The sequence below is a fragment of the Paenibacillus sp. GCM10027626 genome (genome assembly GCF_042676285.1).
In the GTDB taxonomy this organism is placed as follows: Bacteria; Bacillota; Bacilli; order Paenibacillales; family Paenibacillaceae; genus Paenibacillus_Z.
The window spans coordinates 49,238-66,755 of the sequence record NZ_JBHTHC010000016.1; the positions used below are offsets into that span (position 1 = coordinate 49,238).

12 protein-coding genes are annotated in these 17,518 nt (G+C 47.6%); 3 read left to right on the plus strand and 9 right to left on the minus strand.

The window, feature by feature from the left end; all coding sequences use genetic code 11:
• Positions 1-6: 6 nt before the first annotated feature.
• Positions 7-1,704, minus strand: a complete 1,698-nt coding sequence (locus ACFQ0N_RS26215; protein ID WP_379331918.1) for an ATP-binding protein — start codon at positions 1,702-1,704, stop codon at positions 7-9.
• Positions 1,705-1,780: 76 nt separating this feature from the next.
• Positions 1,781-4,243, minus strand: a complete 2,463-nt coding sequence (locus ACFQ0N_RS26220; protein WP_379331920.1) for a TOTE conflict system archaeo-eukaryotic primase domain-containing protein — start codon at positions 4,241-4,243, stop codon at positions 1,781-1,783.
• Between the two features lie 392 nt (positions 4,244-4,635).
• Here ACFQ0N_RS26220 and ACFQ0N_RS26225 point away from each other — a divergent pair, with 392 nt between their 5' ends.
• Positions 4,636-5,172: a helix-turn-helix domain-containing protein gene (locus tag ACFQ0N_RS26225; protein WP_379332075.1), complete on the plus strand. Its 537-nt coding sequence runs from the start codon at positions 4,636-4,638 to the stop codon at positions 5,170-5,172.
• A gap of 20 nt (positions 5,173-5,192) precedes the next feature.
• Positions 5,193-5,672, plus strand: a complete 480-nt coding sequence (locus ACFQ0N_RS26230; protein WP_379331922.1) for a YbaK/EbsC family protein — start codon at positions 5,193-5,195, stop codon at positions 5,670-5,672.
• Positions 5,673-5,713: 41 nt separating this feature from the next.
• Here ACFQ0N_RS26230 and ACFQ0N_RS26235 read toward each other — a convergent pair whose 3' ends face one another.
• From ACFQ0N_RS26235 to ACFQ0N_RS26245, 3 genes are all read right to left on the minus strand, one after another.
• The gene (locus tag ACFQ0N_RS26235) at positions 5,714-6,214 is read right to left on the minus strand and encodes an LURP-one-related family protein (protein WP_379331924.1); all 501 of its coding nucleotides are present in this window, start codon (positions 6,212-6,214) and stop codon (positions 5,714-5,716) included.
• Positions 6,215-6,327: 113 nt separating this feature from the next.
• Positions 6,328-7,242 carry a DUF6612 family protein gene (locus tag ACFQ0N_RS26240; RefSeq protein ID WP_379331926.1) on the minus strand — a complete coding sequence of 305 codons (915 nt, stop codon included), beginning with the start codon at positions 7,240-7,242 and terminating at the stop codon, positions 6,328-6,330.
• Between the two features lie 239 nt (positions 7,243-7,481).
• Entirely contained in the window at positions 7,482-9,953 is a 2,472-nt protein-coding gene (locus tag ACFQ0N_RS26245; RefSeq protein WP_379331928.1) for a glycoside hydrolase family 38 N-terminal domain-containing protein, read from the minus strand.
• 176 nt (positions 9,954-10,129) lie between these two features.
• Between ACFQ0N_RS26245 and ACFQ0N_RS26250 the strand changes: the two genes are divergently transcribed.
• Positions 10,130-11,023, plus strand: a complete 894-nt coding sequence (locus ACFQ0N_RS26250; protein WP_379331930.1) for a helix-turn-helix transcriptional regulator — start codon at positions 10,130-10,132, stop codon at positions 11,021-11,023.
• 329 nt (positions 11,024-11,352) lie between these two features.
• On the opposite strand, the gene ACFQ0N_RS26255 is transcribed toward ACFQ0N_RS26250, so the two are convergent.
• From ACFQ0N_RS26255 to ACFQ0N_RS26270, 4 genes are all read right to left on the minus strand, one after another.
• A complete protein-coding gene (locus ACFQ0N_RS26255; protein ID WP_379331932.1) occupies positions 11,353-13,827 on the minus strand; it encodes a glycoside hydrolase family 95 protein in 2,475 nt (824 codons plus the stop codon).
• A gap of 75 nt (positions 13,828-13,902) precedes the next feature.
• Positions 13,903-15,558, minus strand: coding sequence for a type 2 periplasmic-binding domain-containing protein (locus ACFQ0N_RS26260; protein ID WP_379331934.1), 1,656 nt, complete (start codon positions 15,556-15,558; stop codon positions 13,903-13,905).
• A gap of 24 nt (positions 15,559-15,582) precedes the next feature.
• Positions 15,583-16,464, minus strand: a complete 882-nt coding sequence (locus ACFQ0N_RS26265; RefSeq protein ID WP_379331936.1) for a carbohydrate ABC transporter permease — start codon at positions 16,462-16,464, stop codon at positions 15,583-15,585.
• A 13-nt stretch (positions 16,465-16,477) separates the two neighbouring features.
• Positions 16,478-17,392: an ABC transporter permease gene (locus ACFQ0N_RS26270; RefSeq protein ID WP_379331938.1), complete on the minus strand. Its 915-nt coding sequence runs from the start codon at positions 17,390-17,392 to the stop codon at positions 16,478-16,480.
• Between the last annotated feature and the right edge of the window lie 126 nt (positions 17,393-17,518).

The window sequence follows — 17,518 nt, forward strand, 5'->3', positions numbered from 1 at the left end:
CCTTCTCTACTGATCGATTAGAGCTGGCACAATCTCCTCTTTGCCTACAAGTACAAGTACAGCCATTTTAATATCCTGATCGCCATCCGGCCCTAAATTGCTTGTGTAACGTTTTAATTGCTCTTTCCCCTGTTGTATAACTAAATCCAACTTATTACGATCACTTGCTTTCAAATACTTGAGTTCCCATAGCCACTTATATGGTTTTCCCGTTAGTCGAAAATCAGGCTCTAAGTAAATATCTGTATAGCCACTAACTGTCTCACGTTCACTAATTGGAGTGTAAATGTTGGATAGAGCCACATAAGACAATAGTAAGATTTTCAAATGCTTCTCATCAAACTGTATGAGGTCTCTATATGACAGGACACTCAGCACTCGTTGATTAAGAAAATCTATTAAAGGTGTTAGCTTACCATCAAAAGCCAATTCCCAGACCGCTTTACTAAGTTCGGTTGTATCATAGTGAAGACCTGTCTGTTCCTTTATCCGCCGCTCGAAATATTCCCAGAACAGCTGGCGAATAACAAGATTGGGTATGCCAAGTTCCATTTGCCCATACTTTGATCCAGTGATTGTGAGTAGTCCCATGTAAAACAGTAACGAGACAAAATATTCTTCATCATACATACGATCAAAAGAAAATTTGCTTACAATAGTTGTACATACCGTTTCATTCCGTAAAATGAAGTCAAGCTGGTTGCGATTTCGTTCATTCGCAATTAACCGCTGCAAGCGACCATAATCTGTCTTCACGTTGTCATCGATCATCTGGGAGGGATACTGCCCGCTAATACGCCATTCATTGAAAAAATACAGTACCATATCCGGATTGTAGACCTTCCTTGTCGCATCAACATGAAAACAATAGCCGTTATAATAACGTTTCATTTCTGTTTGAAGCAGTTCTTCCCGGCCAGTTGCCTCAATTTTTTGAATGATACTACGCATATCATCATCCGTGAATCCAAGCATATCATTCATCGCCAAATTAATTGTAAGATTGGTTGCAATGTTAAATCCACTAGTCATATCATCCAACATAATCGGAGAAAGTCCGGTTATAAAAATCCGGTCTATAGTACTACTGGTCCCGATCTTCAAAGCTTCATAAAAATCTCTTACAACACCAGCAGCCCGAATCATCTCTTTATAGAGCGGGGCATCTCCCATTGCGATAACATCATTAGCAAAATGATCATATTCATCGACGATAACATAGATTTTACGATTACAACGCCGGACTAACTCTACAATGCTGATGACCATAGAAGCAACATCTGGCAGATCACCTTGCCAATTATATCGTGGCAAATCATCTGGCAGTAAATTTGTATACTGCTGAACAAAGGCTTGTATCCCTTGTGCAAGTCTTCGCTTGAAAGACTGCTCAAACTCCAATGCTGTATTTGTGTTCAACGCTGAGAAGTTCAATTTCAGGATTAAATATTGATTTCGCAGAGGGGTAGGATGCTGGCCAACATAAAGATCGCCAAAAAGCTCCTGAAACTCTTCGCTGGCACCTGCATCATAATAATGCTGCAGCATCGAGAGAAACAGACTTTTGCCGAAACGCCGCGGACGAATAAAGAATACATATTTTCCGGCATTCTCTAACGGTTCAATGAACTTGGTTTTGTCCACATACAAATACTTCTCTTGACGTATTGTTTTAAAATTCGAAATGCCATATGGAAGCTTCAAATCCTCCTGCCCCCTTTGCCTTAGTGTCTTCATTATACCATACTGCCCACTATGCCCATTATCATCCCGCTTTAAATCACAATTCCGCTCCTATATATCCCATTGTTTTATACCCTTTCACTCTTTTCTTGTACATACTGTTTAACATAGGGACCTGCAGATCAATGTAATCGTATACCTGAACTTCCTTCTTCCCTTTATGAAGACGATGAAGGCGCCCCACATACTGTTGAAGCGTGCCGCTCCAGGAAATTGGCAAAGCCAGGAAGAGCGTATCCAGTCTGGAATAATCAAACCCTTCCCCAATAAGCTTGCCGGTAGCGATGAAAACACACTCTTCATCGTCCCCGATACCGGCCATTTTTTGCCTGATGGCCTCCCGTTGCTTCTTGCCCATCCCGCCCCGCAGCACAATAATATTTTTGGCAAAACCTTTCAGCCGCTGCTCAAAATACTCGACATGAGAAGTCCGTTCAGACAACAGCAAAGGTGACCTCCCTTGCTCAAGACAAGTTAATAAATCATTAAATACCATTTCATTTCTAGCTTCATCTTCCGTTAAGAGCTGATAAATTTCTTGAATTGTCGCTTGGCCGCTTTCTACAGGCAGCTTGAACGTCGTATAACGGGGTTTAACCCTATGTGAAAAAGGGCGCGCCAACGCCTGACTTCGCGCATCGATACGGCAGCGGATAGGCCCGCACTGCATCAGAACAATCGGTTGATGCCCATCCTTACGGGAAGGCGTAGCCGTCAGACCGAACACATAACGTGCCTTGACTGTCTTCAATATTTGCTCGAAGCTGAAAGCAGAAATATGATGGCACTCATCTACGACAATTTGACCATACTCAGCGACATAATCTTTTACTGACCCTTTCACATTCACACTCTGCATAACCGCAATGTCAATCTTACCCGTTCTCTTGTCCTTGCCCCCGCCAATCAGCCCAATTGATTGCGAAGGGACATGCAAGAAAGCTGTTAACCGTTCTTTCCACTGCTCCATTAGTTCCCGCCGATGTACAAGAATAAGAGTGCTTACTTTCCGCGTTGCTATGATGCTGGAGGCTACTACTGTTTTGCCAAAAGCCGTAGTTGCCGATAAAATACCTGTATCATGAGCCAGCATCGCTCTTGCTGCTGTGTCTTGCAGCATCGTTAGCTCTCCGATGAAACTAATATCGATTTCATTTCCCTTGACCCGTTCGTCCCTTACTTGAAATTGAAGATTAGCTTTACTCAAAAGTTCGATCAACTGCTCGTAGCATCCGCGCGGCAGAGCGAGATAGCGAGGATGATCGTTATCCGCACATCCGATCACTCTTGGTTTACCATATGTCGAGAGACGCATCGCCTGCGCCTTATAAAATTCCGGATTTTGAAAAGCTGCCAATCGTATGAGCCGATTAATCACTTTCGCCGGTAAGCCCGTTTTCTCGATATAGATCATATTAGCAAGGACGATATTAACAACACTTAGCGAATCCAGCCTCATATCCGCAAACCAATCTGTCTCTTCCGGCGTTTCCCAAGGTACAGCGTCATCCGCTTCAATCATAAAGCCCGCGTTTAACAAACCCGATGACTGTACTGCATTTCGAATAATCATTTCCACTTCATCAGAAGTCATTCTTCTTATGGAGGACAAATAGGCCCACTGATCTTTATAAGCAAGCAACTGGCTATTTACAAAGACGCTGTTGCCTTGTTTACGGGGCAAACCTTGAAGCGGCAGTGCAATCAGATTCCCGAACCCGCCCTTTGGCAGCGTATCTTGATTAGGGAACATACGATCATAGGAATCAAGAGCCATCTGATGCCGCCCTTCCATTGCCCGGGTAATTAATGCAGCACCAAGCTTTCTTGCGGTTACTGCCGGAAGAGCTTGCTCGAAGAAAATCCATAAATGTCCGCCATTTCCTGATCTGGAGCGCTCCAGCGCAGCTGGAACCGATAATTGATCACATGCATGGAGCAGCGCTTTCGCATCCTCCTCCCAGCCTTTCTTGTCCAAATCAAGTGCAATAAAATAGCAGTGTTCATTAGAAAGCAAAGGGTAAATACCGATCGTGCGATTTTTTGATGCATCCAGGTGATCGTGGATCACTTCATCTGTTATTGAATGGAACATTTGATGCTTGCATTCCGAACACTTAACCTGCGGCTTCTTGCATACTGCCGTCCATTCGTTGTCACATGCAGGAGAATAGCCCGCTTTTCCGGCTTTATTCTGCCATCTTACCGGATACACATCTTCCCTGCCCCTAAACAAGCTTCGAAACAATGCAATTTTATCGCTCGAGGAGGATCGCCAGGTGACACCCTCATCTGCTTTATCATTGCGATCATCGGTTGCTTCAGGCGTTCTATCATCAAAATACATTTCTTCCTCTTCCAAAAGATAGGAGCCCGCCGGGATATTCGAAGTCCCTTCCAGCTGCGATATCCGCTTTCGCAATCGGTCATTTTCTTCTCTTAACCGCTCACACTCCAACTGCAACAATCGCAGCCGTTCTTCCAGATATGCCAAATCCACTCGATATCACATCCTTCTGATTTCCCCATAGATTTGAGACCAATAACTCTTACGCCATGGTCCGGCGAAGGAAACAACCATCCCAATGTTGCAGCTTGTGCAACAAATTTATCGTGGGAAGCAAGGATTCCCCGAATTGTTGTACGAAATACAACAATCTGCTTCTCTAAGGGGGCGAAATGGGGATGGTTATTGCATAATGTACAACATTTTTGCAAAATACGGCAAGATCCTGGCTGAAATGTTGTATTTTGTACAACATTCTGACACCTCCCCCTCATCGGCAGCCCATCAAACACCAAGCTTGTATTATACTCAATTATAATTGTATAATATACTATACAAGATAGTGAAAGGAGCTGGTCGTCGTACACGACGCCATTCATGTCCGAATCGGACAAAACCTACATCGTCTGCGCAAGCAAAGAGGTTTGAGTCTGGATAAGGCAGCCGAACTGACAGGGGTAAGCAAAGGGATGCTGCATCAAATTGAGCGAGGCGATACCCAGCCAACGATAACGACAGTTTGGAAAATTGCCACAGGGCTCAATACTTCCTTTTCCGCGCTATTGAAGGATGACGAGACGACCGTATCGATTGCGAGACGCAGCCCTGTTCCTCATGTGACCGAGGATGACGGCAAATGCAGAGTGTATATGCTGTTTCCCTTCGATCCGCAAACGCGGATTGAAATATTTACGATTGTGCTGCAGCCGTCGGGCAATTATTTGTCGTCACCGCACAATGATGGCGTACAGGAATATATCGTTGTTGTCTCGGGAACGTTCCATATGCAAGTAAGAGATGAGCTGTATGTATTAGAAGAAGGAAGCGCAATCCGCTTCGCGGCCAATGTGCCGCATCGCTACTTGAATCCGTCTGATGCGGATACGATCATTCAAGTAACAATGCATTATGCTGAAGATTAGTATTTGGAGGAATCACCACTATGACAACGTCACTGAAAGAATCTGCACAAAAATTTCAAGATCACCTGCAATCGCTTGGGTACCACAATAAAGTTGTCGAGCTGCCGGACAGCGCACGCACCGCACAAGAGGCGGCAGATGCCATTGGCTGTGAAGTAGCCCAAATTGCCAAATCAATTATTTTCCGGATCAAAAGCAGCGGCCAATCGCTCCTCGTCGTTACAAGCGGGATCAACCGCGTTAATGAAAAGGCGCTTGCAGAGCAGCTGGGCGAAAAGTTCGGCAAGGCTGACGCCGACTTCGTCCGCGAGCATACCGGGTATGTCATCGGCGGGGTAGCCCCTGTTGGCCATGTAAAGCCACCAGTCACGATCATTGATGAGGATTTGCTGCAATTTACGACATTATGGGCTGCAGCCGGTCACCCTAAAGCGGTATTCGAGCTTACGCCCGATGAGCTGGTAGATATGACGAAAGGCAAAGTTATGAGCGTGAAGTAATACGTCAAGCATGCAACAAGCATGCAACAGCAGGCAGTTCACTAATGGCTGCCTGCTGCTGCATCATTATGCCTTTTGTGAATCGCATTAACGCCCAATACAACGGCAATTAACTCATAGTCGTCCAACGCATGAGTGATATTATCCAGCCGAAATGCGCTCGGCATCAGCCAATTGCTGGTACGCTCAAAGGCCGCCACAATTTGCTCCTGATGATCCTTAATTTCATAGGCTTTAGAAAAGGCCGGAGAATTTATATAGTAGGTTTGATTATTTTCTGACGCATATTCAAACTTTTTGGAGAACATCGCCATACGCGCACGAAGGACACCAAGCAATCGCTCCCCGCCATCCGTAACTTCCCATTTGTTCGAGAAGAAACGAAAAGATCCATGACAAACTAGTTTACCGTCTAACTCACGGATATCAAGTGATGAGCCGAACATGGTTTTCAGATCAACTTCCCCGATTCGCTCCCCTTGCTCATTCATAATCTCTGTGACACCTGCACTAAAAAAATTATCGCGAAAATATAGCGGCACTTTACTCCCTCCCTTGTTTCTTTAATACTATTATAATTGACTCGATCATCTGACAGCAAAAAAACGTCAAAGCTCTATAAAATAGAACTTTGACGTTGGGAACAACTATTGAATTATTGAGCAGCAGGAGCGTCCAATGCTTCTTTTGGAACCTTGATTTCTGCTACTTCGTTATGTTTGGAGATCGCGCTTGTCATTACCATGTCGAGGGTAACTTTTTGACCTTCCTGCTCCATTTCCATGGACATGTTGACATCGGAACGCGTTGGCAAGAACGTTTCTTTATTCACGCCGCTCACGATTTTGATACTCTTGATGTTCATCGACTCCATCATAGCCGCAACTTGCTCATTAGCTCCACCGGTTTGGCCCATCAGCTCTTTAGCGAGTTCTTTCACATTGTCGCCGGACAGCTCAGCCGTCAATACGTAATTGTCGCCTTCTTCAACGATTTTTGTATCGTTTGCGATCGATTTGAATTGTTCCAGCTGTTTTTCTGGCTCCATGGACGCTTGCATTGAAGCAATCATTTGATCCTTCATTTCATTTGGAAGCTTCACCCATGCACCGTTAGTTTCAGTAAAGATGCCGTCTTCGGTAATATATTGCTTGATAGTTTGGTCGCCTTGCGGTGTAGCCATTTGGATTTCTTGGAACATTTGCAATGGCTCTTTAACGAAATCCGATTTCATCTTCATGTCAACTTTTTGCTCTTGCTTTTGACCGCCTTGCTCAACCACGATGTTTTGGTTCACTGTGGAATCCATCGAGAAGCTTTTCAACTCAGCGCCAGCTTTTGCTGTTTTTTCGATCAGCTCTTCAACAGTTGGAACCGCACCTGTTGCTTCTTTATTTCCAGCGTTTGTTTGTTTTTCAGAGTTGCCAGTTGTGTTGCCGCCTGCGCCTTTATTCGTCGTTTGCTCCGGCTTGCTGTTGCCGCCGTTAGCGCCGTCTTTCTCCTTCGAACCGCAAGCTGCCAAGCTAATAACCATCACAACTGTCAAAAATAGTACTGTCCACTTCTTCACTTAATTGTCCTCCCAAAATTTGAACTACCTACAAGGATAGCCAATCTCGATGGAGCGGCAACAGAGTATTTAGTCCTGAATAGTCAGGTAATAGGCCCTTTTCTGTGTTTATTAGAATTTTTTCATTTAATAAATCCAATTAATAACATATAGTTCGTAAGAACCACTTTCCAGTCGCAAATAAACAAAAAAAGCAAGCGTATACATTGTTACTTTGTATACCCCTGCCTTGTTGTATATTAAGCCTCTAACAATGTTGTTGCTGTAAGTTTGCCGGCCTTAAGGTCCAGCTTCAGCGTTTTGATTTCGAAGCCCTGCAGCTCGACTTGCTGTTCAATTTGCAGCGCCGGGATTCGCACTGTTGTCGTTCTGCCTATACCCGTTGGCTCGAACAAACGGATTGCGTAGCCGTCTCCTTGTTCCAACTGCTTGAAAGCCGTCATTTGAATGACCTGATCATCCAGTTCAAGCGCTGTACCTACAGCTTTACCGCCTCCATGCGGGAAGAAGGAGAGGGCAAACGGCTGCTCATTATGAACCGTCGCCTCGCGGTCAATCGCTTCACGCCGCGCCGATACAGTTCCAGCGTTGAGCCAGAAGGTAAAGTTCCGCTCCCCTTGGTCAATCCGCGGCAAAAAGCGATCCTGCACGACGATCGGCCGATCCAAAATCGGGTGGGCACAGTATCCCGCACTGCGCAGCAGCGACAAACGAATCTCTCCATTTTGACAGTCGGAGCCATACTGGCCATTGTTTATACATGTGACCGCCATATCGGCTGCAGCCGATTCAAGCGCCACCCATCGCTGCGCTACGCACTCTTGCCCATTCGCAGCCAGCTCGCTAATCCCGTACGCGGTCTGCCCCCGATACGCCCCCTGCGGTATGACGGTTGGAATGGACAGCTTCAGCATCCGATCCTTCTCGTTCCAATATACCTTCACCTGCACCTCGATTTCAGTCCCTCGTTTCGGCAGCTTATAGGTCTGACAGAGAAAGGAATCCTGGTATCGGAACACCGCCTCAATGACGGTTCGCACCTCGCCGTCCTCAATAACGCGGACGGAAGGTAACACCGTGTGCTTGACCCCCGAGAAGGACGTTCCTTGCTCCGCTTCCATCAACTCAAATCGTCCCACTATATTCGGGAAACAGTCCGTGTCCATCCTCCATGGGTCCTCATTATCTTCCATGATTAATGATGCGAAAGAATCAGGCTTTAAGTAGGATATACCATGAACCGTATACTCATCCATTCGGCCAGTGAGGGCATTAATGCGCACACGCAATTCTTCCGTCTCAAACAAAAAGCTGCCCGCTTCACTTTGCAACGCTGGAGCAGGTTTAGCCTCCAGCATCTCGATCCGGCAATCAAAACGATTCATCGCCATCGGCGCCAGCTCCGCCTCAAAGATAATTCGCTTTCGCCAGTCCAGATTCAAATTGCTCGCTTCTTTTTCTGGCTGAGATGGCAAACGCCGTCCTTCCTGATAAGCTGCAGGCATAGAAAACTGCTCTGCCCAGTTCTGATCCTCCAGCATAAATTCGCATTCAACCGTTGTTTTAACCGGATAAGGGTGCGGATTGTAAACTAACACCGGGTATTCGCCAAGCGGCGCCTTCGGCTGTCCGGCAGCGAGCGCAAAGAAAGCACGGGCCTTTAGGCGCGACAAAATCTCCAGACCATGGTCGAATAAGCGCAAGGATGCTTCCTCGGCGGCTTGTACAGATGAGCCGGGCAAAATATCATGGAACTGGCCTGTCAGCAAATCCTGCTGCGCTTCCTGCAGCTCGGCGCGCGGATAAGCTAGCCCGCTCTGCAGCGCTGCAGCACTCAGCATTTTTTCCGTCATAAACAGTTCATTTTCCAGCCGGCGGTGCTTCTGCTTAATGCGGATCATCGAGGTATAGCAGCCGACAAAGCGCGGCTGCAAATCCCGCTCATAACTAGGCAGCTTCTTCCGCTGCTGCAAATCGTCAAAATATTGCTCCGGTGTAGCGTGCACGATCTCCCAGCCATGCGGCTCCTGCATCAACTCGGCAATACGATCAAGATCATAGCGGGACGGGCCGCCGCCATGATTGCCTACACCCCATAGAATCAGGCCAACCTCTTCAGCAGGATGCTCTTCAATCCAGGCCCGGATTTTTTCATGCGATTTGCCGAGCTGAGAGTTGTAGCCGCCGCTGATTTTATGGACGGCAATTTCCGTTCCATTAAAACCCTGCCACAAAAAATCGTCCGCCGGCAGCCCTTCAAGTGATTCCGGACGCATAAAAATATAAGAATCATAGCCGGCGAGCCGCATAATTTGCACAAGCCCTCGCGTATGTCCGAAGGAATCGAAATTAATAGCCGTACGCGGCTCAGCGCCGAACTTCTCGCGAAAATAGTTCCGGCCGGCAGCAATTTGCCGTACGAAGGATTCACCGGAAGGCATGTTGCAATCCGGCTGCAAATACCAGCCGCCCATGATGTGCCACTTGCCTGCGCGTACCAGCCCCTGAATCCGGGTAAACAACGCCGGTTCGTATTCCTCAATCCATTTGTACAAAATCGCTTCATTATGGTTAAATATATAACCGTCATATTCCTCGCAAAAATCCGCCGCCGCCCGGAAGGTAGACACAGCCGCCGCCGCCCCTTCTTCCCACTCCCACTGCCACACAGGATCAAGATGAGCATTGCTCAACAAATGCAATCTTTTCATCACCATGCCATCCTTTCATCATCGATTTACAACCGTCAAGGTATTGTGAAACTTGACTCCTCTTAGCTGTATTGTCCAAAAATACGGGATGGAAGTAAATTGCTGATTCTCACCACTTTTTGTCCAATTATGATATGATGATGAATATTACCTTCTGAAAGCAAAGGTGAGGACAGATGACGGATATTCCGTATTGGAAAACAACTTTACCGCCTTTCTTCAACAAAATATGCGGTGTCATCCAAGTCGATGATGTTATTATTGAATGGATCGATATCATTTTCGAACAAATCGGCAATGCTACAAAATGCCCCCCTCATCTCCACGCCTGGTATGAGTTCAACTACGTTCTCGCCGGCGAGATGAGAACGATATTCGGCGATCAGACCGTCTGTGTCGGCACCAATCAGTTTTTTCTTATTCCGCCAGGAACCGTACATGCCCATACCTATAATCCCGCCGCTCCGCATGAAGGGATCTGTATCCGCTGGCGGATCCGGCAGGCTCATGGAGACAACCTTCCTGAAGACGGTTCATTATTTGCACGGTTAGACAGCTTGGCAAACTGGTCGCCCGGCAGCTATAGTGACCGTTACCGGATTGGCGATATGCTGCTCCAGCTTTTCCGCGAAGCCGAGGCAGGCGCTTCCGTCTTCTCCCTCCGTCTCATGCTGCTGCGCATACTCGATGCTTTGACTCTTGTGCAAAAGCCCGATCAAGCCGTCATCGCTACTGAGCATGAAGGGGCGGACCGGCTCCTGCGCAAAATCGAAGTTCATCTGCAGGATTTGCAAGGCAACCGGCTCGATGTCAAATCGCTGGCTGCCAGCCTGCATATGAGCTATGGGCATTTGTCGCGGCTGTTCAAGCAATCGACAGGCATGACGATCGTGGAGCGAATGAACAATTTTCGTTTGCAACGGGCAGCGGTCCTGCTGCAGCAGCCGGGATTATCGATTCGCGAAGCCGCGGAGCAGGCCGGTTTTCCCGATGCTTATTATTTTAGCAAGCGCTTCAAGGGCTATTATGGCTGCAGTCCGCGAGAATACCGGAAGCGGCTGAATCCATAAGGTGCGGCCCCTAGTCTCATAGACAAAAAAACGGCCAACGCCGTCCTTCGTACTATCGCCAAGTTTCTTGCTCTAATAGCATGCCATGCATTGCCGGAGATCAGGGGCTAAGCCCTGAAGGAGGGTAAGAGCTGCCAAGCGGTTTCACCTTACGGAAGCGACAGACATTATTTCGCCAATTATCTTCCTTTTTGAAATCTAACGGATGTGGGCGATCTTAATTGGACGTTTTTGGGCGAAATCGTGCTCCTAAACATCAATTAGCGGCGCACAGTTCCGTTACAATTTCAAATCGGCCAAATTTTCGAAATTAGCGGCCGTGACATCCGTTAGCGTTTGTTCATCTGCCAAGAGGCTTTCTTCAATAAATAGATATAGTTTGGTTTTGCTTCAAACGTGAGCGCTATTGATTGGTCACTGTACACTCGGCCACCGCTGTCAGAAGAAGCAACTGGTGCTGCAATATCTACTGCAATTCCCTCAGACGCTTCCACTATAGAATCAGCAAATTCGGCTTGTTCCTGCATAGCTGCTAGAACACTTGCAATGCGGGAGGTTTCTGTTTCAAGCTTCGTTGATGCTTTTATTTGATATACGTTCAGCTTGCTCGAGCTTCGCACCGTACAGCTGCCTCCCTTAGAAGCGATAATCACAGCTTCGCGCAGCTCGCCGTTCCGCCATCTCATCCCGACTTCGAAGCCGCCCCTTCCCCGCAGGCCGGATACTTGCCCATTTTCCCAAGCCTGGGGCAAGGCAGGCAGGAGATGAAGCTCCCGCTGATGGGATTGCAGCAGCATTTCGGCAATGGCCGCAGTGCCGCCGAAATTGCCGTCAATCTGAAACGGCGGATGATCGCCAAGCAGGTTGGGATGCGTTGATTTGCGGATTAAAGTAAGCAAATCTGCATATGCCCGTTCATGGTCATACAATCTGGCCCAGAAGTTAATCATCCAAGCACGGCTCCAGCCCGTATGCCCGCCGCCATGCTCCAATCTGCGGTCTAAAGTTTTGCGCGCTGCAGCAGCGAGTTCAGGCGTTGCCAGCGGCGAAATCTGTTCCCCAGGAAAAAGAGCAAATAAGTGCGAAGTATGACGGTGTCCCGGTTCCGGCTCCTCATACTCCTCTGACCATTCCAGCAATTGGCCATGTTTGCCAATCTGCGGAGGCGGAAGCTTGCCAAGCACCTTTTTGGCTTGATCAAGAAATGCCTCATCCCGTTCACTGGCAATACGCTTATCTTCCTGACGCAATAGCTCAAATGCTTCAACACAAGCACTTATTAGCGCATGGATGATTTGGGCATCCATTGAAGGTCCTATGCAAAGATGTCCGATATTTCCATTCGGCAGCCGGTAGCTGTTTTCCGGCGAAAGCGAAGGGGCAGTGACAAGTCTCCCCCGATCATCCTCCACCAGAAAATCAAAAAAGAATTCGGCCGCTTCCTTCATCACCGGAAAGGCGCGCTCCGCCAAAAAAGTTATATTTTGTCCGAACCGAAAATGCTCCCAAGCATGAAGGGCAAGCCAGGCGCCGCCCATAGGCCAAAATACAGCTGATTTATAATTGCTTTGGATCGCCGTATCTGCCCAAATATCTGTGGCGTGATGCGCGACAAAGCCTCTCGCGCCGTATAGAGCTTTTGCCGTATGCCGGCCGTTTATTTGCAGACGTTCTAACAAATCCAAGACCGGCTCGTGGCAAGCTGCCAGATTACATACTTCGGCAGGCCAATAGTTCATCTGCAAATTGATATTCAAATGGAAGTCAGCTTCCCACGGCGGCGTATAGCTTTCATTCCAAATCCCTTGCAAATTAGCGGGCAAGCTGCCCGGACGGGAGCTGGCGATTAACAAATATCTGCCGTAGTTAAAAAACAGTTCGACTAACCCATGATTTTCAGCGCCCCCGCGTACAGCTTGAAGCTTAGCATCTGTAGTCAAATCAACTGCCGCCGGCACTCTGTCTTCCAGCTGCAGATGAACGCGGTCATACCAGGAACGGTGCTCTTTCACATGGCGCTCGCGAAGATCGCTGTATTCCCGGGCCGCAGCCTCATGCACAAGCTTAAGCGCCTCAGCTTCGGGATCGGAGTGCCGGAATGAGGTTTGCGCCGTTACGACAAGTGTCAACGCGTCCGCCTCATTAACCGATATATAACCTCCTATCGTTTGTACGGTTCCTCCCTCGGCAACAGCTTTTACCGCCAAGCAATAAGAGATGCCCTCTGCGCCGCATTGCCCTTCTTGAATGATTGTCGCATTGCCGGCTTTGCGCCATCTTCCCTCAAACGGCCTGCGGTTCACACTTGTATCGACAGTTAACGCTCCTGGCCGGTCCGCAGTCAGCCGAATAATAATCGCCTGATCGGGAGCGCTCGCAAATATTTCTCTGCTGTATGCAATGCCGCCGCTTTGGAAGCTGACAGAAGCGATTGCCTGCTGTAAATCCAGCTCTCTTGTGTAATGCTCAATTGGCTGCTGCAAACCGCCGAACTGCAGCTTCATTTCTCCCAGAGGCTGATAGGTTCCAAAAAAATGCGGTGTTGAAGTTAGGGAAAGCTTGGCTAAACGTTCTGCCCGATTCGGTTCTCCGGCAAATAACAACCGTCTAATTTCGGCTAAATGTGCGCTGGCATCAGGGTTTTCACGTTTCTGCACACCGCCGTGCCAGACTGAATCCTCATTTAATTGAAGGCGTTCCTCCATTGCATAGCCAAAGACCATCGCGCCAAGCTTGCCATTGCCAACCGGCAGCGCTTCCAGCCAATTGCTTGCCGGCTTGCTGTACCATAGCTTATCATTCATGTGTTCACCCCCATCGATATAACGGACACGGACCGGACCCGATCAGGTCCGGTCCGGTGAGGTCCGGTCATGGCACTAACTGCGGGAATTAAAACGATCCAAGGCGTCCTGGTAGATCTTTTGCGCTTTTTCAATCCCCATATCGGACAGGCGTTTTGTAAAATCGTCATACTTGCTCAGCGGCTCAACGCCCATAATAAATTTCAAGATCATTTCATTTTTATACGTGTTAATATCATTCATAATGGCCATCAACTGCGACGCTTCTTCCGTGGTATAAGAAAGATCTGTCGGCGTATTCAAGCTCGTATCGCCGCTTGCCCATTTCTCGGCTGTTTCCTGCTGTTCCGGAAGCGACAAGTTAATTTGTTTAAACGGTTCAAAATCCATTACTTTGGTAAAGCCGTTGATTGGAAACGCATAGTGGGCAATTGCCTGGCTTGGAGACTTGCCTTCCTTGTTATCCGTAATTTCAGGCAAAAACCGCTTTTGCCCGTCGACAACTTCATAGCTTTCCCCTTCTACGCCCCAGTTCAAATACGTTTGTCCCTCTTCGGAATAAAAGTAATCAATCATCTTCACCGTTTCAATCGGGTTTTTGTTATTTTTGGTAATGATGGCCGCCCAACCTGTTTTTTGCAGCATTTCCGGCGGGAAGCTATAAGGCTTGCCTGCCGGACCAACCGGCGGCGCTACGCCAATCAGGGAAAATTCCGGATTGCTGACACGTGCAGCTTTAATGTTATTGCCCATGCCGCTTCCGATGTAGCCAAAAGTCGCTCCTCCCAGATTGCTTTGCAGCTTGGTATCTCTCCCTTTTCCATCCGTGGAAGCGTACTCTGAATCAATAAGACCTTCTTTGTACCATTGGTTCATCGTTGTCAGGAAATCTTTAAACTGCGGCTGCAGCGCTCCATACTGCAATTTGCCGGTTGCCGGATCATTATAGAAACCGTCCAGCACCCCCCATGCCGCAGCAAACTCAGTCAATCCTTGCGCTTCGCCGCCTAACGGGCTTCCACCCGGCGCCTTCGCCAGAATATATGGAATTTCATCGGCCTTGCCATTGCCGTTCGGGTCTTTCTCTTTAAACGCTTTCAATACGGTATACCATTCATCTATCGTTGTCGGCGGCTGAAGCCCCAATTTATCCAGCCAATCTTTTCTTAACATGAATCCGTTGTAGGACAGCCGCCGCGGATCCGGATCAAGCTGATAAAAGGCGCCGATTGTACCATCGTCCAGCATCGTATATTTTTTAATTTCCGGATATTTCTCCAGTTGTTTTTTATAGTTTGGCGCATATTCGTCAATCAAATCGTTCAATTTGATCGCAATCCCGTCATCGACCAGGCCCCGCAAGCCGCGCGGAATCGAAGAAAGGCTCCAGAACAGTACATCCGGGAACTCGCCGGAAGCCAGCATAATATTTACTTGATCATTGGTTGCAGGGTGAAGCCATTCAACATCGACCCCCGTCTTCTTGGCAATCTCTTGGAAGCCGCGGGCTTCTCCCATCGTTTTCAGCTCTGCCCCGGCAAAATTCGTTTGATACCACGTAATTTTCACATTCTCTTTGCCTGTATTGCCTGAATCGGCGTTTGCCGGTTTGCTATCCCCGTTCCCCGAACTATTGGCTCCGCCGCCGTTGCTGCCGCCGCAGCCCGCAAGCAAACTGGCGAATAACACAGCACTCATAGCGCCTTGAACTGTTTTCATTTTTCTATTCATAGATTAACCCCTCCGTCATTGTTATTAACCTTTGATCGCGCCAATCATGACGCCCTTTGCAAAATACTTTTGCAAAAAAGGATAAACCGTAATAATCGGAATAATCGAAACCATAATGCAAGCATACTTCACGATTTCATTCATATCCTGTCCCTTGCGGGAGCCCAGCCCGATCAAGCTGTCATCTGTAGCATTCATCGTCAAAATATTGCGCAGCACCAGCTGAAGCGGAAATTTCTCCGCATCATTTAAATAAATGGCCGCATTAAACCACGAGTTCCAATGGCCAACCCCGTAATACAAAATCATAACGGCGATAATCGGCATCGACAATGGCATCATAATTTTAAAAAATACGGTCATATCATTTGCCCCGTCCATCTTCGCAGACTCCTCCAGCTCCACCGGCATCCCCTGAAAATGCGTCCGCATAATGATTAAATTATAAGTGCCGACAAGCCCGGGAACAATGACCGCAAACCATGAGTTTACCAGTCCAAGCTGTTTCATCACGAAATACGTAGGAATCAAGCCACCGTTAAAGAACATGGTAAAGACGATCGCCATCATAAAAAATGGCATTAAACGCGGGCCGCGGCGCGATAACGCGTAGCCCAGCATCGAGGTCAGCATCACATTCAGTGCTGTTCCGCCCACGGCATACATAATCGTATTTCTATAACCTGTAATCATCAATGCGTTCGACAAGACCGCTTTATAAGCGTCGAATTGTAGGCCCAACGGCTTATATAGCAATCCCTCGAAGCTTCTTAACAAGTCCGGCTCGCTGACCGAAGCCATCGCGACATAAAGAAACGGGTATAGCGTAATTCCCATCAAAAAGATCATGAATAGGATGTTTAGCGCGTCAAAAATAATACTGCCCGGCGACCGCAGCTCTTTCATAGGCTTCTCCCTTCTAAAACAGGCCGGAGCCGGACATTTTTCTGCTAAAACGGTTGGCTCCAAGTAAGATAATGAGATTAATAACAGAATTAAATAGCCCTACAGCAGCGCTATAACTATAATTCGTCTCCAGCAATCCTTTCCGGTATACAAACGAGGAAATCACATCGGCCGTTTCGAAGGTTGCCGGATTGTACAGCAAAATAATTTTTTCAAACCCGACATTCATCACCTGCCCCAACCGCAAAATAAGCAGAATGACAATGGTCGTCTTAATGCCCGGCAACGTGACATGGAGCATCTGCTTCCATCTGCCTGCGCCGTCTATTTTGGCCGCCTCATACAATTCAGGCGATATGCCCGACAACGCGGCCAAATAAATAATCGAGCTCCAGCCAAGCTCTTGCCAGATGCCCGAACCGACAAAGATCGTTCGGAACAAACCGGGCTGCAGCAGCAGATTTTCTCTATTGCCGCCAAATAGAGCGATCACATCGTTGAACAAACCGCTTTTTGCTGTAAATTCGATTAATAGACCGCTTATGATGACGACTGAAATAAAGTGAGGCAAATAGGTGATCGTTTGCACTGTACCCTTAAAATATTTGTTGCGCAGCTCATTCAGCAACAGGGCCAAAATGATCGGCATAGGAAACCCGAAGACGATCGAGTAAAAACTGATTAACAGCGTATTCGTTAAAATTCTGTAAAAATAGTAGCTGTTAAAAAAATCGATAAAATGATCAAAACCGACCCACGGACTGCCGGATATCCCTTTGATCGGAATAAATTGCTTGAACGCTATCGATGCACCATACATAGGCCAGTATTCATAGATGGCATAGTACAACAATCCCGGCAAAGCGATGAAATAAATAAATTTGTACTTCTTGAGATCCTTCCATAACGTCCACAACGTCCCCAACATCCGCATCCCTCCCTCTCGTTTATTTTCCATTTTTCGGCGCCGCTTGCCGGCTAGTTGTAAAGTAACACAGCGCCTTGCCGGGAGAAATCGGCGTTTCTTTTCATCCATCATCAAACCTTTGGAACA